We start from the raw sequence: 21,009 nt of genomic DNA, 5'->3' as shown, positions 1-21,009 counted from the left end.
CTCGGCTTTTATCAGGGACACGGATTATCACGCCTGGGCGGCGCATTATTTGACGTCGATGAGCAAGGCGTTGGTGGATGATGCGGTGAAGGTGCTGACTCGGGATCGGGAGTTTGTGCCGGTGCCTAAGCGGGCGGCGAAGGCTGAGGGGTAGTGGCTGGAGCCTGTGGATAAACTGTTTGCCTGTGGGATGGGTTAATTGCGGTAGCGGTAGTGCATTTGGCATTGCTGTTGGATGGCTGATGCTATCGCGAGCAGGCTCACTCCCACAGGGGTTATGTTGAGTTGGCAGGCAAAATACTGACCCATTGCAGGGTGGAGACAGTTGCTCCAAAGGGTTTGGGGTGGACTGTGTGCTGAAGCACGATTGAAAAACCAAACAATTAAATCGATACATATGGAGCAACAGAAAGACCAGCCTACTCCAGCTGCAAGGCATTGCAGGCAACTGTTCATCGCTCCGATGCCTAGGTAGAGTTCGAAAAAAGCCAAATGGAACTGGTGAAAATGCGACGGAAAGCTCGAATACTTATTCTCTGCAAGACATATCCTTCCCCCAGCGCTACCTATTCCGAAACGTCCTGCGTCGCAGGTATGGACGAACAAGGCAATCTAATACGTCTTTATCCAGTTCCATTCCGTTTGGTCACCGAAGATCAGCAGTTCGCGAAATGGCAATGGATTGAGGCCTTTATTGAAAAAAGCCCGGCAGACCGAAGACCAGAAAGCCACAAGATTGGAATGGACACTATTTCTGCGGGTGCTAAGTTACCTGCGGGGGACTGGAAAGAACGACGCACGCTTTTGGATAAACTGACCGTCTACGATAGCTTTGACGAGCTAGAGAAAGCGCGAGTGAATGAGGGTGTCACCCTGGGCCTACTCCGGCCTGCACGCATAGCCACACTGCATATTCGTAAAGCAGCATCAGAGGAATGGACACCTCAGGAAATCGAAAAACTGGAGTATCTACAGCGACAGCCCAACCTGTTCGATGAGCGTCAGGAACGAGCGAGCATAAAACGACTGGAAAAAGTGCCATTCGACTTCCACTACACATACGAATGCTTAGTCGATGGAGAGATCAAATCCTATACCCACAAGATTGTGGACTGGGAAGCCAGCCAACTCTACAGGAACGTTCGTCGTCAACACGGCGCAGAAGGCTGGGAAACTCCATTTCGAAAAAAGCTGGAAGTCGATCTCCCAAGTAAAGACCTTATGCTGCTGATGGGAACCATCCATCGATTCCCAGGGCAATGGCTGATTGTCAGCCTCGTCTACCCACCTAAGCTACAGCATCAAACAGATCCGCAAATTTCTCTATTTTGATTGGAAGGTGTTTGGCCTGCAGAGAACTTTCCAGCTCTTGAGCGGCTTCCGCAATCAGGCTTCGATGGCAGAAGCTTGAATCTGCCTCATAGCAGACCATGCAAATTCGCTGTTCTGCGACGCTGGAGATAAGGTTACTCAGCACTGCTTGCTGGGTTCGGATGTAGGCTCGAAAGTCGCGGGAATACACAGACCAATCGCCATCTACTTTGTAACGATTTCTTATGGGTTTTGGACATCCGAGCGGTGGACTGTGCTCATACGAAATGCCTGCGGCGGCCAGGCATTCAGCAAATGCTTTTTTGGAAAAACCCTTTTTTCGAGAGATTGGATATTCCCGGACATCAAGCACCTTGTCGATCCGGGCTTGTTTGAGCCTTGCGATGAACGCGTCGATGGTGAGCCCTTCGTAGCCCGCAGTGTAGATGGTCATGAGTATTCTCCCTTTGCTTCCGTGCGCATTCGAAGCTAAAAAACGCGGCGGACTATAGCATTCGACGTAGGTAACCGCCCGATGCCGTGATGGGTGAAGCGGTTCTACGATGCCAGAGCATAGAGGTGGGGAAGCCAGTGCTTATCTTCGAAAAAATACATCTACATGTAACGGCCGACCTTCAATCCTCATTCACTGCCCCACTCCTCGGCAGCAGCCCATGACCGAAAGCCAGAATACAACCGATCCTGAATTTGTACTGGCTGGACTGACGCTTTCGCGGACAAGCCCGCTCCCACAGGGTTTTGTGTGTTGTTTGGTATTTGGATTAGCCCCGGCGTTTCCGGGGCTTTTTATTGGGTGGTGGTTAAAGCAGATGCTGGGATATCAGCTTGGAAACTTCCACCATCGACGTCTTGCCGGTGAATTCGAATTTCACTTTCCCAAGCGATGAGAAGTAAATCTCCAGCTCGGAATCCAGGTCGAAGGTGCCTGAGGTTTCCACCGAATACGCCACGATGTTTTTGTACGGCAATGAGGTGAAGTCTTTTTTGCTGCCGGTGATGCCCTGGACGTTGACCGAGATGATGCGTTTGTTGGTAAAGACCACACCGTCGCGCATGGATTTGTAGGCGTCGATGACGTGTTCGCCGTCGATCAACAGAGCGGAAACGCGTTCGGCGTATTCGTTGTTCTGCTTGAGTTTGAAGAATCCTTTGTTGTTGAAATCAATCATCTGTCTTTCCCTGTTTATCAAATGAACGGCTTAGGCCTGATTTCATACTCGATCGAGATTGCAGAGTCATCCCCCCTGCATCTGCTCCGTAGAATTAGCCAGGGTTCTGATGCTTCTTCCCGCCTGTAATGCTTGCTATACATCCGCCACGACAAGCCCATAGAGGCATTAAGCCACTGAGCGAGTCCCCCGTGCCACGCTCAACTAGACTTAATGGATAGTCGTAGGCAGAACCGAACACGTCGCTTTGGTGCAGTTCGATCAATAGCCGCGTGGCAAGCTGCCCTTTATGCCCGGTAGAGATGCGACAAAGATCGCATCGGGCACAACAAGATGCCCGCCAAGGGTGCCCTGGCCAACGGCCGAAGCCACGATACCGTGACGTGGTGTGAATGCCGCAGCCGACACTTTCGGACAACCGACAACCGCCTGGTATGTCCGTGACCGTGAGGATTGCTGAATGCCTGATGTTGAGTTGCACCTGTCTGTGGTCAACACTCTGCTGGAGCGCCATAAGGGCACTCCCGGGGCGCTGTTGCCGATTCTTCATGATATTCAGGAGCGCATCGGCTATATCCCCGATGCCGCCGTTCCCGAGATTGCCCATGCGCTGAACCAGAGTCAGGCCGAGGTTCGCGGGGTGATCAGCTTCTACCATGACTTCCGTACCGCGCCGCCGGCCCGCCATATTCTGCGCTTGTGCCGCGCCGAGTCGTGCCAGAGCCGCGGGGCCGAGCAGTTGGCGGCACAGTTGCGCGATCGTCTGCAGCTGGATGATCACGGCAGCAGCGCCGATGGCAGCATCAGTTTGCGGCCGGTGTATTGCCTGGGTGCTTGCGCCTGTTCGCCGGCGCTGGAGCTCGATGGTCGGGTGCATGCGCGGCTCAGTGCCGAGCGCCTGGACGCCCTGCTCGATGCCTGCCGGGAGGACGCGTGATGCCGACTCTTTATCTGTCGACCGATTCGCTGGCCCGTGCGGTGGGCGCCGATGAGGTGTCCACGGCGCTGATCACTCAGGCCAAGGCACTTAACGTGCCGCTGGAGTTGCAGCGCACCAGCTCCCGTGGCCTGTACTGGCTGGAACCGCTGCTGGAAGTGGACAGCCCGCAAGGCCGGATCGGCTTCGGCCCGCTGACGGCGGCCGATGTGCCGTCCGTGCTCGAGGCGCTGCAAGCACCGTCCTCCAACCATCCACTGGCCCTGGGCCTGGTGGAAGAGTTGCCTTATCTCAAGTCTCAACAACGCCTGCTGTTCGCCCGTGCCGGCATCACCCGGCCGCTGTCCCTGGACGATTACCGGGCCCACGGCGGTTTCGAGGGTTTGAAACGGGCGATTGCCATTGGCGGCGAGCAGACCGCGACCGCCGTGTTCGATTCGGGCCTGCGTGGCCGTGGCGGTGCGGCCTTCCCCGCCGGGATCAAGTGGCGCACGGTGCGCAGCACTGAAGCGGCGCAAAAGTACATCGTCTGCAACGCCGACGAAGGCGACTCCGGCACGTTCGCCGATCGCATGTTGATGGAAGGCGATCCGTTCCTGCTGATCGAGGGCATGGCCATTGCCGGCCTCTGCACCGGCGCCACCTTCGGCTACATCTATGTGCGTTCGGAATACCCCGATGCCGTGGCCACCTTGCGCCAGGCGCTGAACCTCGCGCGTGAAGCCGGATACCTGGGCGCCGATGTGTGCGGCAGCGGGCAGGCGTTCGATCTGGAAGTGCGTGTCGGTGCCGGCGCGTACATCTGTGGTGAAGAAACGGCGCTGCTGGATTCGCTGGAAGGCAAGCGCGGGCTGGTGCGCGCCAAGCCGCCGATTCCGGCGCTCAAAGGTTTGTTCGGCCTGCCGACGCTGGTGCACAACGTACTGACGCTGGCTTCGGTGCCGCTGATTCTGGCCAAGGGCGCGCAGTTCTATCGTGACTACGGCATGGGTCGCTCGCTGGGCACCATGCCTTTCCAGCTCGCGGGTAATGTTCGTCACGGCGGATTGGTGGAGCGGGCCTTCGGCCTGACTCTGCGTGAGCTGGTGGAAGATTACGGTGGCGGCACCGCCAGTGGTCGGCCGCTGAAGGCTGCGCAAGTGGGCGGCCCGCTGGGCGCCTGGGTGCCGCCGTCGCAATTCGATACGCCGCTGGATTACGAGGCCTTCGCCGCGATTGGCGCGATGCTTGGTCACGGTGGTGTGGTGGTAGCGGATGACAGTCTCGACATGGCGCACATGGCGCGCTTCGCCTTGCAGTTCTGCGCCGAGGAATCGTGCGGCAAGTGCACGCCTTGCCGGATCGGCTCGACCCGTGGCGTCGAGGTGATCGACCGTCTGCTGGCAGCGCCGGACCAGAACGGTCGCGATGAACAGGCGATCGTCCTCAAGGATCTGTGCGACACCCTGCAATACGGTTCGCTGTGCGCGTTGGGCGGCATGACGTCTTATCCGGTCGCCAGCGCACTCAAGCACTTCCCCGCCGACTTCGGTCTGCACGCCTCGGAGGCCGAGCAATGATCACTCTCTTCGACCCGAAAACCGATATCGATCTCGGCACACCGGCCCGCGAAAGCGATGTGCAGATCACCCTGAACATCGACGGTCGCAGCATCACCGTGCCCGAAGGCACCTCGGTCATGCGCGCCGCGGCGCTGATGGGCACCACCATTCCCAAGCTCTGCGCCACCGACAGCCTGGAAGCCTTCGGCTCGTGCCGCATGTGCCTGGTGGAGATCGACGGCATGCGTGGTTATCCCGCGTCCTGCACCACGCCTGTCACCGAAGGCATGACGGTGCACACCCAGACGCCGAAGCTGGCGACCCTGCGCCGCAACGTCATGGAGCTGTACATCTCCGATCACCCGCTGGACTGCCTGACCTGTTCGGCCAACGGTAACTGCGAGCTGCAAACCGTGGCCGGCCAGGTCGGCCTGCGCGAGGTGCGCTACGGCTACGAAGGCGAGAACCATCTGAAGGATGTGAAGGACACCTCCAACCCGTATTTCGATTACGACCCGAGCAAGTGCATCGTCTGCAACCGCTGCGTGCGCGCCTGTGAAGAAACCCAGGGCACCTTCGCCCTGACCGTGACCGGGCGCGGTTTCGAATCGCGGATTTCCGCGGCCGGTGGCGAGGATTTCCTCGATTCGGAATGCGTGTCCTGCGGCGCCTGTGTGCAGGCCTGCCCGACCGCGACACTGATGGAAAAAAGCGTGGTCGAGATGGGTCAGCCGGAACGCGCGGTGATCACCACCTGCGCCTACTGCGGCGTGGGCTGCTCGTTCCGCGCCGAGATGAAAGGCGACCAGCTGGTGCGCATGGTCCCGGACAAGAACGGCCAGGCCAACCACGGCCACTCCTGCGTCAAAGGCCGTTTTGCCTGGGGTTACGCGACCCACCCGGATCGCATCACCAAGCCGATGATCCGCAAGCACATCAACGATCCGTGGCAGGAAGTCAGCTGGGATGAAGCGGTGACCTACGCCGCCAGCGAGTTCCGCCGTTTGCAGCAAAAGTACGGTCGCGATTCTATTGGCGGGATTACTTCCAGCCGCTGCACCAACGAAGAAACCTATCTGGTGCAGAAACTGGTGCGCGCTGCGTTCGGCAACAATAACGTCGACACCTGCGCGCGGGTCTGCCACTCGCCGACCGGTTATGGCCTGAAACAAACCCTGGGCGAATCCGCCGGCACCCAGAGTTTCGACTCGGTGATGCAGGCCGATGTGGTGCTGGTCATGGGCGCCAACCCCAGTGATGCGCACCCGGTGTTCGCCTCCCAACTCAAGCGCCGCCTGCGTGAAGGCGCGCGGCTGATCGTCATCGACCCGCGTCGCATCGATCTGGTGGACACCGTGCACGCCCGCGCCGAATACCACCTGGCCCTGCGCCCCGGCACCAACGTCGCCATGCTCAACGCGCTGGCCCACACGATCATCACCGAAGGCCTGCAAGACCAGGCTTTCATCGACGCCCGTTGCGAGGGCAACGATTTCGCCCGCTGGAGCGAGTTCGTCAGCCGCGCGGAGAACTCGCCGGAAGCGATCGCTCCGATCTGCGGCGTCCCCGCAGAAGATATCCGCGCCGCCGCCCGCCTGTACGCCACCGGCGGCAACGCGGCGATCTACTACGGCCTGGGCGTGACCGAGCACAGCCAGGGCAGTACCTCGGTGATGGGCATCGCCAACCTCGCCATGGCCACTGGCAACATCGGCCGCGAAGGTGTGGGCGTGAACCCGTTGCGCGGTCAGAACAACGTGCAGGGCTCCTGCGACATGGGTTCGTTCCCCCACGAGCTGCCCGGCTACCGGCACATCTCCAACGTGGCGGTGCGGACCGAGTTCGAGCAGGCGTGGAACGTCACCCTGCAACCCGATCCAGGCCTGCGCATTCCCAACATGTTCGAGTCGGCGCTGGCCGGCAGCTTCAAGGGCCTGTACTGCCAGGGCGAGGACATCGCCCAGAGCGACCCGAACACCCAGCACGTGACCGCGGCCTTGTCGGCCATGGAGTGCGTGGTGGTGCAGGACATCTTCCTCAACGAAACCGCCAAGTTCGCCCATGTGTTCCTGCCGGGCAGTTCGTTCCTGGAGAAAGACGGCACCTTCACCAACGCCGAACGCCGTATCTCGCGGGTGCGCAAGGTGATGGACCCGTTGGGCGGCAAGGCTGACTGGGAAGGCACCGTGGCCCTGGCCAATGCCCTGGGCTACCCGATGAACTACAAGCATCCGTCGGAAATCATGGATGAAATCGCCCGCCTGACGCCGACCTTCACCAATGTCAGCTATGAGGAACTGGAGCGCCACGGCAGCCTGCAATGGCCGTGCAACGCCCAGGCACCGGACGGCACGCCGACCATGCACATCGAGGAGTTCGTGCGCGGCAAGGGACGGTTCATGCTCACCGGTTATGTGCCCACCGAAGAGAAGGTCAACAGCCGTTATCCACTGCTGCTGACCACCGGGCGCATCCTCAGCCAGTACAACGTCGGCGCGCAGACCCGACGCACCGAGAACGTGGCCTGGCATGACGAAGATCGCCTGGAAATCCACCCGACCGACGCCGAGAGCCGCGGCATCAACGAAGGCGATTGGGTCGGCATCGGCAGCCGCAGCGGCCAGACCGTGCTGCGCGCGCGGGTCACCGAGCGGGTTGCACCGGGGGTGGTGTACACCACCTTCCACTTCCCGGAATCGGGGGCCAACGTGATCACCACCGACAACTCCGACTGGGCGACCAACTGTCCGGAGTACAAGGTGACGGCCGTGGAAGTCAGCCGCGTGTATCAACCTTCCGAGTGGCAGAAACGCTATCAGGCGTTCAGTGATGAACAGCAACGGTTGCTCAAGGAACGCCAGCAGGCACGGGGCGATAAGGCGGAGGTGCGTCGATGAGCACGGACAATTTGATCAAGATGGCGAACCAGATTGCCCTGTATTTTGCCAATGAGCCGGATCAGAAGCAGGCGGTGTTGAGTGTGAGGAATCATCTGCAGATGTTCTGGACGCCGGGGATGCGCAAGGAATTGCTGGCGTGGCAGAAGGAGCATCAGGGGAAGGCGTTGCATCCGCTCGTTCAGACAGCCGTCAGCGAAGCAGGCTGGGAGGCTTAAAGCTCCATCCCCTGTAGGAGCTGCCGCAGGCTGCGATCTTTTGATCTTGCTTTTAAAAAATCAAAATCAAAAGATCGCAGCCTGCGGCAGCTCCTACAGGGACGGGGTACACCTCATTTCTCCCCTTCCGTCACCCGCACCGCAATCTCGATCGCCCGCACACTGATCGCCGCAAAAATCGCCGTCAACAACACCCCGTTGAACCCCAGCAATATCGCCAGCACCCGCGACAGCGGCAGCTTCGGCACCAACTCCCCATACCCGATGGTCAGCCCCGTCACAAAACCGAAATAGATCCCGTCAAACGGATCCCACCCCTCCACATAACTGATGATCAACCCCACCGACACAATGACGATCAACATCGCGGAAAAGATCGGCCAGGCCAGTCGAAGGTAGAAGCCGACGGCTTTGTAGAACTCTCGACGGATGTGCGACGCGTGGGCGGACTTCATGTCAGGGCTCCCCGGGCGGCGGGCGAATGGGCGTCACAACAGCTTGGCACAAGTTCTGGAAGATGAAGGCGGACCAACGGCGCGGTGAGCCTTCAGATCCGCGATTAAGCTGGATGAATCCGGCCCTGGAGACCTCCCATGCCCAAGCACCTGATCGCGCCGCTGCTGCTCTTCGTGTTCGTGGCCATCAGCGGATCGTCGTGCCATGACACCCGCCAGGACGACCAGGCCACACCGCCCAACGCCACCGGTGGCAGCGGCCGGATCATCCCGCCCCAACAACGCATGCCCTCGACGATGCCGCGGCCGCGGATGTAGCGGGCGGTTGTTGTTATTCGGTTTTAGCGGGCGCTTGGGTCTTGGCATCGCTTTTGGGGGCGTCAGCGGCCTTGGGATTGGTAAACCCGGCCTTGGCGTTCTCCGCCTTGGTCTTGTGGATATCACAACCCTGCAACTCGCTCGCCTGAGTGCAGCCGGATCGCTCCAATTGTTTACGATATTTTTCGCTGATGGCATACGCCGGGGATTGCGCGGCGATCAGCAGGACCAGCGCTGGCAGGATGAATCTGTTCATGTGCACCTCGTTTTGATCAGCATTGCCGGGCGTCACCGACGGTGCGGCAAACTCACTCTAGCCGATGCAGCCGTCACCTGCGCTATCATCGCCCGCCTCTGTGCCTCACGAGTCTTGAACCTGGATGTCCGCCCCTCTGTCATCGCCCGCCGATCTTCAACCGTTGCCACCCGTGCTGGCCGGCCCGCTGTTGCGCCGCCTTGAGCCCACGCGGCTGGTGTTGTGGCTGGTGGGTTCGCGGGCGCTGGAACTGACGCTGCGCTTGCAGGATGTGGGCGATATTCGCCTGGATGCCGGGCAATGCACGGTGATCGCGGTGGGCAGCCATGCCTTTTCACATTTGATCGACGTGACGCTGGACAGCGCCCTGCCTTGTGACGAGCTGATCGAATACGACCTGTTGATAAGTGACGGAACGGGCATCGCCGACTGGGCGCCGCATCTGTTGTATGGCGATGCGTTGTGCCCGAATTTTGTCCTGCGCTCGCGGATCGATCAGCTGTTGCACGGATCCTGTCGCAAGCCCCATCACCCGGCGGCGGACGGTTTGCTGTGTGTGGATAACTTGCTGGCACAGGCGCACGAGCCGGCCGATCGCCCGGCGCTGTTGATGATGACCGGCGATCAGGTCTACGCCGACGATGTGGCAGGGCCGATGTTGCGGGCGATTCATGCGCTGATCGAACGGCTGGGCTTGTTCGGCGAGCATCTGGAAGGTGCGGTGGTCAGTGACAGCGCAAGGCTCTACGAGCATCCGGCCAGTTACTACCATCGTGCGGACTTGTTACCGGCGCTGGAGAGCAACGAGACGCTGCGCGAGCGATTTTTCGGCGGTGCGCGCAAACCGATTTTCACCAGCAGCAGTGCCGACAATCATCTTGTGACCTTCGCCGAAGTCATGGCAATGTACCTGCTGGTCTGGTCGCCGACGCCCTGGTCCCTGATCGCCCCGCAACCACCGACCCTGACGCCACAACGGCACGAGCGTTATGCGCTGGAACAGTCGCGCCTCGATGGTTTCAAGGCTGGCCTCGGCAAGGCCGCACGGGCACTGGCGCACTTGCCGACTTTCATGATTTTTGACGACCACGATATTACCGACGACTGGAATCTTTCCGCGCAGTGGGAGGAAACGGCCTACGGTCATCCGTTCTCCAAACGCATCATCGGCAACGCGCTGATCGCCTACATGTTGTGCCAGGGCTGGGGCAACAACCCGGATGCCTTCGAATCGGTGCTGAAGAAAGCTGACGGTTTCAGCTCGACCGGCAGCGACGGCTATCTCGACAGCCCGGTGCAGGATGCGTTGATCGATGAGCTGCTGAAGTTTCAGCGCTGGCATTACGTGCTGCCCACCACGCCGGCCATGGTGGTGCTCGACACCCGCACCCGACGCTGGCGCAGCGAGATGAACCTCAAGCAACCCTCGGGCCTGCTGGACTGGGAAGCCTTGAGCGAGCTGCAACAGGAACTGCTGGATCACCCCTCGGCGATCATCGTGTCACCGGCACCGGTGTTCGGCGTGAAGCTGATCGAAACCGTGCAACGCATCTTCAGCTGGTGCGGTTATCCACTGCTGGTGGATGCGGAAAACTGGATGGCCCATCGCGGCGCGGCGCAGGTGATCCTGAACATTTTCCGACACTCGCGTACGCCCGGCAGTTACGTGGTGCTGTCAGGCGATGTGCATTATTCCTTCGTCTACGAAGTGCTGATCCGACACCGCAAGGCCGGGCCGCGCATTTGGCAGATCACCAGCAGCGGCATCAAGAATGAATTCCCGCCCACGCTGCTGGAATGGTTCGACCGCCTCAACCGCTGGCTCTACTCCCCCCGCTCGCCACTGAACTGGCTGACCAAACGCCGCCGCATGCGCATCGTGCCGCACATCCCCGAGCATGCCGAAGCGGGCGAACGCCTGTGGAACTCGGCGGGGATCGGGCAGGTGTTCTTTAATGAACAGGGACAGCCGCGGGAGATCTTCCAACACAACGCCAACGGCGCGCCGAAAACCCGAATGCTCCCGCCCGAAAGCGATGATTAACCGTCGGCCCAACGCAATCCATGTAGCAGCTGGCGAAGCCTGCGTCCGACTGCGCAGCAGTCGTAAAACCTAAGTCCGAGGCCTGCCTGAAACACCGCGTTGGCTGATTTAGCGACTGCTTCGCAGCCGGACGCAGGCTTCGCCAGCTGCTACAGGTTCTGCGGCGGCCTGACTGACATGTCCTCACAATGTTGCATGGTGTGACTCATGGACCTCACCCGAACCCTGATCATCGGCAACTCCGGCTCCGGCAAAAGCTGGCTGGCCCAACGCCTGTGCGAACACCTGCAACTCCCCCGCACCGACCTCGACCTCATCCACTGGCTATCCGACGAACACAGCATCCCCCGCCCCCGTGGCGAAGCACTGGGCATGGCGCGTGTGGCGGCCAGCGAAGAGCGCTGGGTGATCGAAGGGGTTTATGGCTGGATCATCAGCGAACTGTTGCACCGCGCGACGGCGCTGATTTGGTTGAGCGTTGACGACGAGGAATGCGTCGCCAACATTCGCCAGCGTGAAGAGAACGACGACGAGCGGGTGATGGCGATGCTGGAGTGGGCGGGGAGCTATCGAATGCGGGCGGGGTCCAGTGGGTTTGCGGCGCACCGCCGGTTGTTCGAGGGTTTTGGCGATTCGAAGATCAGGTTGAAAGATCGCACTGAAATTACCCGGTTCATCAGTGCCATGAGCGCAGCGATCAGGCAGGCTCAACAGAATTAACCTGCATACCGAGTCCCCTGTAGGAGCTGCCGAAGGCTGCGATCTTTCTTGATCTTCAGCGACGCTGAAATCGTCAGAGTCAAAAGATCGCAGCCTTCGGCAGCTCCTGCAGGGGGGATGGTTTTACATCGGGTTGATGGCCCGGCTTACCCCTCTCACAATCATTTCCACTTCACGCTCATCAATAGTCAGCGGCGGCAGCAGGCGGATGGTTTGCCCGCGGGTCACGTTGATCAACAGGCCGTGATCCCGGGCGGCGATCAGGGGCAGGTCGCGGATGGGTTGTTTGAGTTCGATGCCGATCATCAGGCCCTGGCCGCGGATGGTCAGGACGTTGGGGTGGTCGGCCAGTTCCATGTTCAGTCTCTTGAGCAGCCGTTCGCCCTGTAGCCGGGCGTTGTCCCGCAGGCTTTGTTCTTCGATGATTTCCAGCACCGTGCAGCCGACCCGGCAGGCCAGCGGGTTGCCGCCGAAGGTGCTGCCGTGGCTGCCAGGGGTGAAGATTTCGGCGGCTTTGCCGCGGGCCAGGCAGGCGCCGATGGGGACGCCGTTGCCCAGACCCTTGGCCAGGGTCATGACGTCGGGAACGATGCCTTCGTGCTGGAAGGCGAACCACTGGCCGGTGCGGCCGATGCCGGTCTGGATTTCATCGAGCATCATCAGCCAGCCGCGCCGGCTGCACAGTTCGCGCACGGCCTTGAGATAGCCCGGCGGCGCCAGTTGCACGCCGCTTTCGCCCTGAATCGGCTCCATCAACACGGCGACGACGCGCTCACCGTGGCTCTGATACACCCGATCCAGCGCCTTGAGATCACCGAACGGCACCTTGATGAAATCCCCCGGCAGTTTGTTGAAACCCAACCTCACGGCCGGACCATCGCTGGCGGACAGGGTGCCGAGGGTCCGCCCGTGAAAGGCGTTCTCCATGACCACCACCAGCGGTTGCTCGATGCCTTTGTGCCAACCGTAAAGCCGGGCGATTTTCAGTGCCGTTTCGTTGGCCTCGGCGCCGGAGTTGTTGAAAAACGCCCGGTCCATGCCCGCCAGTGTCGTGAGCTTGCGCGCCAGCCGCTGTTGCCAGTCGATGCTGTAGAGGTTCGAGGTGTGCAGCAGCAACCCGGCCTGTTCGCTGATGGCGGCGACGATTTTCGGGTGGGAATGGCCAACGTTGGTCACCGCCACACCGGCGACCGCATCCAGGTATTCACGACCGGCCTGATCCCACAGTCGCGTGCCCAGGCCCTTGTCGAAACTCAGGGCCAGCGGTTGGTAAGTGCTCATCAGGCAGGCGGCGGTCATGACATCAGGCTCCAGCAATTGTGGGTGTTTTTGCAGTATGGTTAGCCACCTGAACTGGATAAACTCAGTAATACTTCAATCATTTTAAAGCTGGGCTTGATAATGGATCTGTTCCAGGCAATGACCGTCTACGTGCGGGTGGTGGAGGCCGGCAGCATGACCGCCGCCGCTTTGCAGTGCGAAATGTCCACCACCATGGTCGGCAATCACCTCAAGGCACTGGAGCAGCGCCTTGGCGTGCGCCTGCTCAATCGCACCACACGCCGCCAGCGCCTGACGGAATTCGGCAGCGCGTACTACCAGCGCTGCCTGGAAGTGCTGGGGCTGGTGGCGGATTCGGAACGCCTGGCCGAACAGACCCTCGACGAGCCCAGCGGCACCCTGCGCATCACCGCCCCGCTGACTTTCGGCACCGAACGCCTGGCGCCGGCCTTGAGCGAGTTCAGCCTGCACAATCCACGGGTGAAGCTGGACGTGGTGCTGACCAACCGCCGACCGGACCTGCTGGACCATGGCTTCGACGTGGCCTTCCGCCTGGGCGCGCTGGAACCCTCGAACCTCATCGCCCGCCCGCTGATCGACTACACCCTGACCATGTGCGCGTCGAAGGAATACCTGGACCGCCATGGCATCCCGGAAAAACCCGAAGACCTGCAACACCACAACTGCCTGGCGTTCGCCTACCCCGCCGGCGATGACTGGCAGGCGGTCGCCCGACAATGGCGCCTGAACGGCCCGGATGGCGAAATCGTGGTGGCGGTCAGCGGCTCGCTGGTGATCAACAGCTCGGCAGGATTGCATCAGGCCGCACGCACCGGAATGGGCATCGTGATGGTGCCCGATGCGCTGGTGGAGCCGGATCTGAAGTCCGGCAAGCTGATCCCGCTGCTTCAGCGCTATCAACTGCCGTGCCGCCCGATGCACCTGGTCTATGCCCAGGATCGCCATCGACTACCCAAACTGCGGCGTTTCGTCGACTTCGCCATGGGCATGTGGGGCAAGCACTAGCCGCCCCCGTGCGGCATGAATTAATCTGCGCCCGGGACTGATCACTTTGATATCAGGGCACAGGGAGCGCAGCGATGGATGAAGCATCGAACATCGAACCGGTGAAGTTCGACCTGTCGGGCATGAACGACAGCATGCTGCACACCATCATGGAACTGGTCAGCGACGGCATCTGGGACTGGAACGCCAACACCGGTTTCGTCTACCGCAATGCTCGCTGGTACGAGATGCTCGGCTATTCGCCACACTCTCTGGATAACAACGTGCTGACCTGGGAAAACGTCATCCACCCCGATGACTACCCGCAGGTCATGGCCCGTTTCGACGATTACCTCAACGAGCGCACCCCGGTTTATCAGGCCGAGTATCGCTGCCGCACCCATGACGGCAGTTACATCTGGATCGAAGACCGTGGCCACGTACTGGCCCGCAACGAAGACGGCTCCGTGGCGCGCATGGTCGGCGCCCACCGCAGCATCGAGGACAAGCGGCGCCTGCTCGAAGAACTCCAGCGACGCAATCACTCGCTGGAAACGATGATCGAAGAGCGCACCCGGGAGCTGTCCCGAGTCAACGAGCAGCTGCAATTGCAGCTCGAAGAAAACCGCAAGCTGGCGCACACCGACACCCTCACCTCTATCGCCAACCGCTATCGCCTGGAACAGGTACTGCCCCAGGCCTGCGAGCGTGCCCAGCGTTTCCGCGAACCTCTGTCCCTGATCGCCATGGACATCGACGATTTCAAGAACATCAACGATCACTACGGTCATGCGCTGGGCGATGCGGCCTTGGTGCACGTTGTGGAAAACCTCAAGCGCTTTGTGCGCGAAGGGGACCTGCTGGCTCGTTGGGGTGGTGATGAATTCATCATGACCCTGGCCAACACTAGCCTGGCCGACGCCAGGAGCCTCGCCGAGGCCATTCGCGGTGGTCTGGAGCAATTGCTGCCGGTGGGGGATTTCCAGGTGACCATGAGTTTTGGCGTGGTGCAGCGCTTTGACGAAGAGCAGCAGACTGGGTTGATGGCTCGTGCTGATCAGGCGCTGTATCGGTCGAAGATTGCGGGCAAGAATGTGATTTCTGGCTAACCCTGATGCCCGTCAGTCAAGCCACCGCAAAACCTGTAGCAGCTGGCGAAGCCTGCGTCCGGCTGCGAAGCCGTCGTGAATTCAGGCAACGCGGTGCTTCAGGCAGACCTCGCATTCAGGTTTTGCGACTGCTTCGCAGCCGGACGCAGACTTCGCCAGCTGCTACATGGACCGCGTTTTGCCTTGACCAAGCGGTCCTACACTCCGTCACAACTGTCCTTTCACCAACACCGGCTTCTCCTGATACCGCTCCGGATACAACTGCTTGAGCTGCGCCACCTTCGGCAGATCATTGATCACGATGTAGGGATAACTCGGATGCTCGGTCAGAAAGTCCTGGTGCTCCTCCTCCGCCGGGTAGAAACCGTTGAAGCTTTCCAGCTTGGTCACGATCGGCTTATCAAATGAATGCGCCGCATCGAGCTGAGCAATGTAGGCCTGGGCGACCTTTTGCTGCTCGCTGTTTTTGGTAAAGATCGCCGATCGATACTGGGTCCCGGTGTCCGGCCCCTGGCGATTCAGCTCGGTCGGGTTGTGCGCCACGGAAAAGTAGATCTGCAACAAGGCGCCGTAGCTGACCTGACTCGGGTCATAGGTGACCTCGACGGACTCTGCATGCCCGGTATCGCCATTGCTCACACGCTCGTATTGCGCCGTATTGGCCGCCCCGCCCGCGTAACCGGAGACCGCGTTCTTCACGCCTTTGACATGCTGGAACACACCTTGAACACCCCAGAAGCAGCCACCAGCGAAAACGGCGGTTTCGCGGTGGGATTGGGTGACTTCGTCGAGGGTGGGCGGTGGGATCAGCACCGCTTCTTCAGCGCCGCCGAAGGAAAATGCCGAACATTGGCCGATGACGCCGGCAGCCAGCAATCCCAACAAGGTACGACGCCAGGTGAACAGGGTTTTCATGGGTTGGACTCCTGAAAATTTGAAAGGCTGTCAGCCGAAGGTGAAGGCGTAGGCCGATGCACCCGGATCCAGAAACTCGATGCTGAAGGTCCGGTCCTGCACGCCGCCGTTCTGCCGTACCAGTTGATACAAACGCTGTTCGGTCACCATGCCGCTGCCATCGGGCGCCACGTCCATGCCATGGTCGTTTTCGGGGGCCTTGCCATCGATCAGCACCTTGAAGCGCACCGGTTTGCCGTCCTTGCCGGGGCCGAGCACCAGATGCAGATCACGGGCGTGGAAGCGATAGACGATGCGGCTGGCCGGTGCGCTGGCCGTGGCGTGCTCGGGGCCGACGTTCCACTGCCCTGCCAGGCTCCAGTCGTTGAGCGCCAGTTTGGCGGGCGTCTGATAGGTCGACACCTTGTCCGGCACCAGGCTGGTATCCGGCACGAAATGCTCCGCACGCTGGTAGCCGACGTAGGTTTCCGGCGATTGCACTTCGTTGTTGTCCGGCGCCCTTTGCACGCCGTCGGCCTTGGCGTTGATCAACCCGTCCGAGACGTTGCCGGCACCGGCCTCACGCAGCAGTTGCTGGATGACCCGCTCCGACTCGGCGTACTCGCCTTCGCCGAAGTGGTGGTAGCGAATGCGCCCCTGGGCGTCGGCGAAATAGTGCGCCGGCCAGTATTCGTTGTTGAAGGCGCGCCAGATCTTGAACTCGTTATCGATCGCCACCGGGTAGCTGATACCCAGGTCCTTCATGGCTTTGGTGACGTTGTCGACGTTGCGCTCGAAGGCGAATTCCGGTGCATGCACACCGATCACCACCAGCCCCTGGTCACGGTACTTCTCGGCCCAGGCTTTCACGTAAGGCAGCGAACGCAGGCAGTTGATGCAGGAGTAGGTCCAGAAATCCACCAGCACCACCTTGCCTTTCAGCGCCTGAGCATCGAGCGGCGGCGAATTGAGCCACTGCACGGCACCGTCCAGCGGTGGCAGCGTGCCTTCGACCGGCAAGGTACTTGTGCTGGCCACGGGCAGCGCGCCGTCGGGCGACGGCTTTTGCGCCATCATCGCCGTGCTGTTGCGAGGTGATTTACCCGCCAGTTGCTCCACCAGCGCCTGTTCGATTTCCCCGGTGGACGCCGTCGAAACCCGCGCCAGAATCCCGGTGTCGAGCCCCAGGGCAATGGCGGCCACACCGGCCAGCATTGCAGCACCCAGGCCGCGACGCAGCCACTCGCCAGCGCCGATGGAGCGCTTCATCGCGGCGAACACCTTGCCACCCAGCAGCAAGGCCACGGCGAGGGATGTCGCGGCACCGGCGGCATAGGCCAGCAACAACAAAGTGGTCGCGATGCTCGCGCCCTGCAAGGCGGCGCCGGTCAGCAACAGACCCAGGATCGGCCCCGCGCAGGGTGCCCACAGCAGACCGGTGGCGACCCCGATCAGAAACGAGGCCCCCGGACGTGGCTGCGCGTCGGCCCCCGCCTTCTCGGACAAACGGCTCCCGGCCGCAACCAGCGGTCGGGTCAGGCGCTCGGCCAATTGCGGCAGCAACAGCGTCAGGCCGAACAGCGCCACGAACACCAGCGCCAGCCAGCGCCCGTACTGATTGAGTTGCACCACCCAGCCCCCACCCACCGCCGCCAGCGTGGCGACGAAGGCGAAGGTCAGCGCCATGCCTGCCAACAGCGGCAAGCCACTTTTCACGAACGGTTGGCCTGTGCGGGCAAAGACGAACGGCAGTACCGGCAAGATGCACGGGCTGACGATTGTCAACACACCACCGAGATAAGCGAGGACCAGAAGCCACATAGCGTCGACCTGCAAGAGTGAGGAAAGAAGCCGGGATCAGACCGGCCGGAATGTCATGGCCAGGCCGTTCATGCAGTAACGTAGCCCGGTAGGTTTTGGCCCGTCATCGAAGACATGCCCCAAGTGCCCGCCACAACGCCGGCAGTGAACCTCTTCGCGGACCATGCCGAAGGTGCGGTCCACCCGGGTGGCCACGGCCTTGTCCAGCGGTGCCCAGAAACTCGGCCAACCGGTGCGGCTGTCGAATTTGGTGGTCGAGGAAAACAGCGGCAGATCACAGCCCGCGCAGGCGAAGGTGCCTTCGCGGTGCTCGTTGTTCAGCGGGCTGCTATAGGCCCGTTCGGTGCCCTCTTCGCGCAGGATTTCGTACTGCTCGTCACTGAGGAGGGTGTGCCATTCGCTGTCGCTGTGGGTCACTTCGAACACCTCCGAGGCCTCGGCCTCGCTGATCAGCACAGATCTGCCGGCAAATTTTGGCAATACACCGATCGCCAGCGCCGCAACCCCCAGCCCGCCGGTCGCAAAGAGAAATTGCCGTCGTGAAAAATGTTTTGAGAGCATTGCCGTCTCCAAAATTCCAGGGCTCTTCATGGAACAAAGCCTAGGCTTGGGTTGATCGCCAAATCCTCACGAGAAGTTAAACAATTCGTGATAACTGCGGCCCCGTAAAACCCGCACAATGTGCCCATTGCGTCGAAGGATTGAACTGGATGGAACAGACCAAACGCGTCCTCGTGGTCGAGGACGATTTGCACATCGCCGACCTTATCTGCCTGCATCTGCGCGATGAGCAGTTCGAGGTGGTGCACTGCGCCGATGGCGATGAAGGCATGCGCCTGCTGCAGCAAGGAAGCTGGGATGCACTGATTCTCGACCTGATGCTGCCAGGCGTCGACGGCCTGGAAATCTGCCGGCGCGCCCGCGCCATGGCCCGCTATACGCCGATCATCATCACCAGCGCCCGCTCCAGCGAAGTGCACCGGATTCTCGGGCTGGAGCTGGGCGCTGACGACTACCTGGCCAAGCCGTTTTCCATGCTCGAACTGGTGGCCCGGGTCAAAGCCCTGCTGCGCCGGGTCGACGCCATGGCCCGCAACCTGAAGATGGACGCCGGCAGCCTGAACATCGACGGCCTGGCCATCGACCCGATCACCCGTGAAGCCTCCCTCGAAGGACGACGCCTGGACCTCACGCCACGGGAGTTCGACCTGCTGTATTTCTTCGCGCGCCAGCCCGGCAAGGTGTTCTCGCGCATGGACCTGCTCAATGCCGTCTGGGGCTACAGCCACGAAGGTTACGAGCACACGGTCAATACCCACATCAACCGCCTGCGCGCCAAGATCGAGGCCGATCCCGCGCAACCTGCGCGCATCCTCACGGTCTGGGGGCGTGGCTACAAGTTCGCCAACAGCGAGGAGCCGCAAGCATGAGGCTGACCCTCACACAACGCCTGTCCCTGGTGTTCGCCGTCCTGCTGCTGGTGTGCTGCGGCACCTCGGCGTGGATGCAGGTGCGTTCCAACCAGATGCATGAACAGGAAGTGGTGCAGGGGTTGTCGCGGGATCTGGCGCAGCACATCGCCCGCGATACGGTTTTGATGGATACCCGGGGCCTGATGCCCAATGCGGTGCGCGACCTGTTCAGCAAGCTGATGCAGGTCAACCCCAGTGTCGAGGTGTACCTGCTCGACTCCGCCGGGAAGATCGTCGGCAGCGCCGCGCCCGAGGGTCGGATACATCGCGAGCAGATCGATCTGGCGCCGATCCGGCGTCTGCTCAAGGGTGATGCCTTGCCGATTCTCGGCGACGACCCGCGCAGCACCGATGCACGCAAGGTGTTCAGCGCGGCACCCTTGATGGTCGATGGCAAGCCGGCGGGTTATCTCTATGTGGTGCTGCTCGGCGAGGACCATGACCGCCTTGCCGAACGAGGCGCCACCAGCGCCGCGCTCAACACCGCGTTGCTGTCCATTGGTCTGGTGGCGCTGTTGTGCCTGATTGCCGGTCTGACGGCGTTCGCCTTGATCACCCGGCCGTTGCGGCGCCTGACCGAGAGTGTCAGCCAGTTCGACATCGATGGCATTCCCGCTGCGCCAACGCCCTCCCCGCCTGTGGATAAAAACGCCAGCCACGATGAAATAGCGATCCTCGATGCCACCTTCCGCCAGATGCAGGCGCGTCTTGGCGAGCAGTGGCGCTCGCTGACCCGCCAGGATCAGGAGCGCCGCGAGCTGGTGGCGAACATTTCCCACGACCTGCGCACGCCACTGGCGTCCCTGCACGGATACCTGGAAACCCTGTCGCTCAAGGACGCCACGCTGTCTCCCGCCGACCGCCGCCGCTACCTGGGGATCGCGCTGGATCAGAGCCGCAAGGTCGGCGGGCTGGCGCAATCGCTGCTGGAGCTGGTGCGGCTGGAGCATGGTTTCGTGCAGCCGATCCTGGAGCGTTTCTCCCTGACCGATCTGGCCCAGGACATCTTCCAGAAATTCGAACTCACCGCCGAAGCGCGGCAGGTGGAACTCAAGGCCACCTTCGCTCCCAATGTTTCAGCGGCCTGTGCGGACCTTGGGTTGATCGAACGGGTGCTGACCAACCTTTTCGACAATGCCCTGCGCCATACGCCGCAAGGTGGAGAAATCGAACTCAGCCTGCGGCCGCAAGGCTCGTTCATCGAGGTCACCGTCAGCGACACCGGCCCCGGTATCCCTCCTGAATTGCGCGAAGGGCTGTTCCTGCGGCCGTTCAATATCGGCGGTGCGCGGCGGGACGGTGGATTGGGGCTGAGAATCGTGCACCGCATCCTGCAGTTGCATGGGTGCGAGATTCAGTTGGTCGATGTGCCGGGGCGTGGGGCGACCTTTCGTTTTTCGCTGCCCAAGGATGAAGAGACAGCGGCGCGGGTGATGAGTCTGAATGCATCGGGGCAAATCTGAAAAACCGCGGACCTGCCTTTGTAGGAGCTGCCGAAGGCTGCGATCTTTTGATCTTGCTCTTAAAAACAAAATCAAAA

At 61.1% G+C, this 21,009-nt stretch carries 21 protein-coding genes; 13 read left to right on the top strand and 8 right to left on the bottom strand.

Annotation, left to right across the window (positions count from 1 at the left end; all coding sequences use genetic code 11):
• Both HNO86_RS29145 and HNO86_RS29140 read left to right on the top strand, forming a co-directional pair.
• On the top strand, positions 1-154 hold a 154-nt coding region (locus HNO86_RS29145; RefSeq protein ID WP_175380396.1), incomplete at its 5' end, for a DUF3077 domain-containing protein.
• A 440-nt stretch (positions 155-594) separates the two neighbouring features.
• Positions 595-1,332, top strand: coding sequence for a hypothetical protein (locus HNO86_RS29140; protein WP_218583544.1), 738 nt, complete (start codon positions 595-597; stop codon positions 1,330-1,332).
• Here HNO86_RS29140 and HNO86_RS29135 read toward each other — a convergent pair.
• Together HNO86_RS29135 and HNO86_RS29130 are read right to left on the bottom strand one after the other, a co-directional pair.
• Positions 1,289-1,765, bottom strand: a complete 477-nt coding sequence (locus HNO86_RS29135; protein WP_175380394.1) for a DUF488 family protein — start codon at positions 1,763-1,765, stop codon at positions 1,289-1,291. The genes HNO86_RS29140 and HNO86_RS29135 overlap by 44 nt on opposite strands.
• A 367-nt stretch (positions 1,766-2,132) precedes the next feature.
• Positions 2,133-2,501, bottom strand: a complete 369-nt coding sequence (locus HNO86_RS29130) for a PH domain-containing protein (RefSeq protein ID WP_175380393.1) — start codon at positions 2,499-2,501, stop codon at positions 2,133-2,135.
• Between the two features lie 460 nt (positions 2,502-2,961).
• Between HNO86_RS29130 and HNO86_RS29125 the strand changes: the two genes are divergently transcribed.
• From HNO86_RS29125 to HNO86_RS29110, 4 genes are read left to right on the top strand one after another with little or no spacing between them, the layout of a single operon-like run.
• Positions 2,962-3,438, top strand: a complete 477-nt coding sequence (locus tag HNO86_RS29125; protein ID WP_175380392.1) for a formate dehydrogenase subunit gamma — start codon at positions 2,962-2,964, stop codon at positions 3,436-3,438.
• Entirely contained in the window at positions 3,438-4,997 is a 1,560-nt protein-coding gene (locus tag HNO86_RS29120; protein ID WP_175380391.1) for an NADH-quinone oxidoreductase subunit NuoF, read from the top strand. Before HNO86_RS29125 ends, HNO86_RS29120 begins: the two co-directional genes overlap by 1 nt.
• Positions 4,994-7,876, top strand: a complete 2,883-nt coding sequence (fdhF, locus tag HNO86_RS29115; protein WP_175380390.1) for a formate dehydrogenase subunit alpha — start codon at positions 4,994-4,996, stop codon at positions 7,874-7,876. Before HNO86_RS29120 ends, fdhF begins: the two co-directional genes overlap by 4 nt.
• Positions 7,873-8,094, top strand: coding sequence for a formate dehydrogenase subunit delta (locus tag HNO86_RS29110; protein WP_175380389.1), 222 nt, complete (start codon positions 7,873-7,875; stop codon positions 8,092-8,094). The genes fdhF and HNO86_RS29110 overlap by 4 nt, the downstream gene beginning before the upstream one ends.
• 113 nt (positions 8,095-8,207) lie before the next feature.
• Here HNO86_RS29110 and HNO86_RS29105 read toward each other — a convergent pair whose 3' ends face one another.
• A complete protein-coding gene (locus HNO86_RS29105; RefSeq protein WP_175380388.1) occupies positions 8,208-8,549 on the bottom strand; it encodes a potassium channel family protein in 342 nt (113 codons plus the stop codon).
• A 138-nt stretch (positions 8,550-8,687) separates the two neighbouring features.
• Between HNO86_RS29105 and HNO86_RS29100 the strand changes: the two genes are divergently transcribed.
• Complete coding sequence (locus tag HNO86_RS29100) at positions 8,688-8,867, top strand: hypothetical protein (protein ID WP_175380387.1); 180 nt, start codon at positions 8,688-8,690, stop codon at positions 8,865-8,867.
• A 13-nt stretch (positions 8,868-8,880) separates the two neighbouring features.
• Here the strand turns inward: HNO86_RS29100 and HNO86_RS29095 are convergent, their stop codons facing one another.
• Positions 8,881-9,123, bottom strand: coding sequence for a hypothetical protein (locus HNO86_RS29095; protein WP_175380386.1), 243 nt, complete (start codon positions 9,121-9,123; stop codon positions 8,881-8,883).
• A 124-nt stretch (positions 9,124-9,247) separates the two neighbouring features.
• On the opposite strand from HNO86_RS29095, the gene HNO86_RS29090 reads away from it, so the two are divergent.
• Positions 9,248-11,167, top strand: a complete 1,920-nt coding sequence (locus HNO86_RS29090) for an alkaline phosphatase D family protein (RefSeq protein WP_175380385.1) — start codon at positions 9,248-9,250, stop codon at positions 11,165-11,167.
• A 207-nt stretch (positions 11,168-11,374) separates the two neighbouring features.
• Positions 11,375-11,887 (top strand): adenylate kinase, encoded by a 513-nt coding sequence (locus HNO86_RS29085; protein ID WP_175380384.1) that lies wholly within the window; start codon positions 11,375-11,377, stop codon positions 11,885-11,887.
• 123 nt (positions 11,888-12,010) lie between these two features.
• On the opposite strand, the gene HNO86_RS29080 is transcribed toward HNO86_RS29085, so the two are convergent.
• On the bottom strand, positions 12,011-13,186 hold the full coding sequence (locus HNO86_RS29080) for an aspartate aminotransferase family protein (RefSeq protein ID WP_175380383.1): 1,176 nt from the start codon (positions 13,184-13,186) through the stop codon (positions 12,011-12,013).
• A gap of 102 nt (positions 13,187-13,288) precedes the next feature.
• On the opposite strand from HNO86_RS29080, the gene HNO86_RS29075 reads away from it, so the two are divergent.
• Both HNO86_RS29075 and HNO86_RS29070 read left to right on the top strand, forming a co-directional pair.
• On the top strand, positions 13,289-14,194 hold the full coding sequence (locus HNO86_RS29075; protein WP_175380382.1) for a LysR family transcriptional regulator: 906 nt from the start codon (positions 13,289-13,291) through the stop codon (positions 14,192-14,194).
• 74 nt (positions 14,195-14,268) lie between these two features.
• Complete coding sequence (locus tag HNO86_RS29070) at positions 14,269-15,282, top strand: sensor domain-containing diguanylate cyclase (protein WP_175380381.1); 1,014 nt, start codon at positions 14,269-14,271, stop codon at positions 15,280-15,282.
• Positions 15,283-15,489: 207 nt separating this feature from the next.
• On the opposite strand, the gene msrA is transcribed toward HNO86_RS29070, so the two are convergent.
• Genes msrA through msrB form a run of 3 tightly spaced genes read right to left on the bottom strand, consistent with a single transcriptional unit; the run spans position 15,490 to position 18,558 of the window.
• Positions 15,490-16,197 (bottom strand): peptide-methionine (S)-S-oxide reductase MsrA, encoded by a 708-nt coding sequence (msrA, locus tag HNO86_RS29065; RefSeq protein WP_175380380.1) that lies wholly within the window; start codon positions 16,195-16,197, stop codon positions 15,490-15,492.
• A gap of 30 nt (positions 16,198-16,227) precedes the next feature.
• On the bottom strand, positions 16,228-17,997 hold the full coding sequence (locus HNO86_RS29060) for a cytochrome c biogenesis protein DipZ (protein WP_175380379.1): 1,770 nt from the start codon (positions 17,995-17,997) through the stop codon (positions 16,228-16,230).
• A 36-nt stretch (positions 17,998-18,033) separates the two neighbouring features.
• Entirely contained in the window at positions 18,034-18,558 is a 525-nt protein-coding gene (gene msrB, locus HNO86_RS29055; RefSeq protein WP_175380378.1) for a peptide-methionine (R)-S-oxide reductase MsrB, read from the bottom strand.
• Positions 18,559-18,707: 149 nt separating this feature from the next.
• Here msrB and HNO86_RS29050 point away from each other — a divergent pair, with 149 nt between their 5' ends.
• Together HNO86_RS29050 and HNO86_RS29045 are read left to right on the top strand one after the other, a co-directional pair.
• On the top strand, positions 18,708-19,427 hold the full coding sequence (locus HNO86_RS29050) for a response regulator transcription factor (RefSeq protein WP_175380377.1): 720 nt from the start codon (positions 18,708-18,710) through the stop codon (positions 19,425-19,427).
• Positions 19,424-20,932, top strand: a complete 1,509-nt coding sequence (locus tag HNO86_RS29045) for a HAMP domain-containing sensor histidine kinase (RefSeq protein WP_175380376.1) — start codon at positions 19,424-19,426, stop codon at positions 20,930-20,932. Before HNO86_RS29050 ends, HNO86_RS29045 begins: the two co-directional genes overlap by 4 nt.
• Positions 20,933-21,009: the final 77 nt, after the last annotated feature.

Source organism: Pseudomonas sp. C1C7, from assembly GCF_013359595.1.
Classification (GTDB): domain Bacteria; phylum Pseudomonadota; class Gammaproteobacteria; order Pseudomonadales; family Pseudomonadaceae; genus Aquipseudomonas.
The sequence above is the reverse complement of the archived record's forward strand: the minus strand, read 5'-3'. Positions and strand labels throughout refer to the sequence as shown.

What these genes read in the sequence shown, in the direction of transcription:
- HNO86_RS29140 (WP_218583544.1), top strand. Translation starts at nt 595, where the DNA reads ATGGACGAACAAGGCAATCTAATACGTCTTTATCCAGTTCCATTCCGT.
- HNO86_RS29135 (WP_175380394.1), bottom strand. Translation starts at nt 1,765, where the DNA reads ATGACCATCTACACTGCGGGCTACGAAGGGCTCACCATCGACGCGTTC.
- HNO86_RS29130 (WP_175380393.1), bottom strand. Translation starts at nt 2,501, where the DNA reads ATGATTGATTTCAACAACAAAGGATTCTTCAAACTCAAGCAGAACAAC.
- HNO86_RS29125 (WP_175380392.1), top strand. Translation starts at nt 2,962, where the DNA reads ATGCCTGATGTTGAGTTGCACCTGTCTGTGGTCAACACTCTGCTGGAG.
- HNO86_RS29120 (WP_175380391.1), top strand. Translation starts at nt 3,438, where the DNA reads ATGCCGACTCTTTATCTGTCGACCGATTCGCTGGCCCGTGCGGTGGGC.
- fdhF (WP_175380390.1), top strand. Translation starts at nt 4,994, where the DNA reads ATGATCACTCTCTTCGACCCGAAAACCGATATCGATCTCGGCACACCG.
- HNO86_RS29110 (WP_175380389.1), top strand. Translation starts at nt 7,873, where the DNA reads ATGAGCACGGACAATTTGATCAAGATGGCGAACCAGATTGCCCTGTAT.
- HNO86_RS29105 (WP_175380388.1), bottom strand. Translation starts at nt 8,549, where the DNA reads ATGAAGTCCGCCCACGCGTCGCACATCCGTCGAGAGTTCTACAAAGCC.
- HNO86_RS29100 (WP_175380387.1), top strand. Translation starts at nt 8,688, where the DNA reads ATGCCCAAGCACCTGATCGCGCCGCTGCTGCTCTTCGTGTTCGTGGCC.
- HNO86_RS29095 (WP_175380386.1), bottom strand. Translation starts at nt 9,123, where the DNA reads ATGAACAGATTCATCCTGCCAGCGCTGGTCCTGCTGATCGCCGCGCAA.
- HNO86_RS29090 (WP_175380385.1), top strand. Translation starts at nt 9,248, where the DNA reads ATGTCCGCCCCTCTGTCATCGCCCGCCGATCTTCAACCGTTGCCACCC.
- HNO86_RS29085 (WP_175380384.1), top strand. Translation starts at nt 11,375, where the DNA reads ATGGACCTCACCCGAACCCTGATCATCGGCAACTCCGGCTCCGGCAAA.
- HNO86_RS29080 (WP_175380383.1), bottom strand. Translation starts at nt 13,186, where the DNA reads ATGACCGCCGCCTGCCTGATGAGCACTTACCAACCGCTGGCCCTGAGT.
- HNO86_RS29075 (WP_175380382.1), top strand. Translation starts at nt 13,289, where the DNA reads ATGGATCTGTTCCAGGCAATGACCGTCTACGTGCGGGTGGTGGAGGCC.
- HNO86_RS29070 (WP_175380381.1), top strand. Translation starts at nt 14,269, where the DNA reads ATGGATGAAGCATCGAACATCGAACCGGTGAAGTTCGACCTGTCGGGC.
- msrA (WP_175380380.1), bottom strand. Translation starts at nt 16,197, where the DNA reads ATGAAAACCCTGTTCACCTGGCGTCGTACCTTGTTGGGATTGCTGGCT.
- HNO86_RS29060 (WP_175380379.1), bottom strand. Translation starts at nt 17,997, where the DNA reads ATGTGGCTTCTGGTCCTCGCTTATCTCGGTGGTGTGTTGACAATCGTC.
- msrB (WP_175380378.1), bottom strand. Translation starts at nt 18,558, where the DNA reads ATGCTCTCAAAACATTTTTCACGACGGCAATTTCTCTTTGCGACCGGC.
- HNO86_RS29050 (WP_175380377.1), top strand. Translation starts at nt 18,708, where the DNA reads ATGGAACAGACCAAACGCGTCCTCGTGGTCGAGGACGATTTGCACATC.
- HNO86_RS29045 (WP_175380376.1), top strand. Translation starts at nt 19,424, where the DNA reads ATGAGGCTGACCCTCACACAACGCCTGTCCCTGGTGTTCGCCGTCCTG.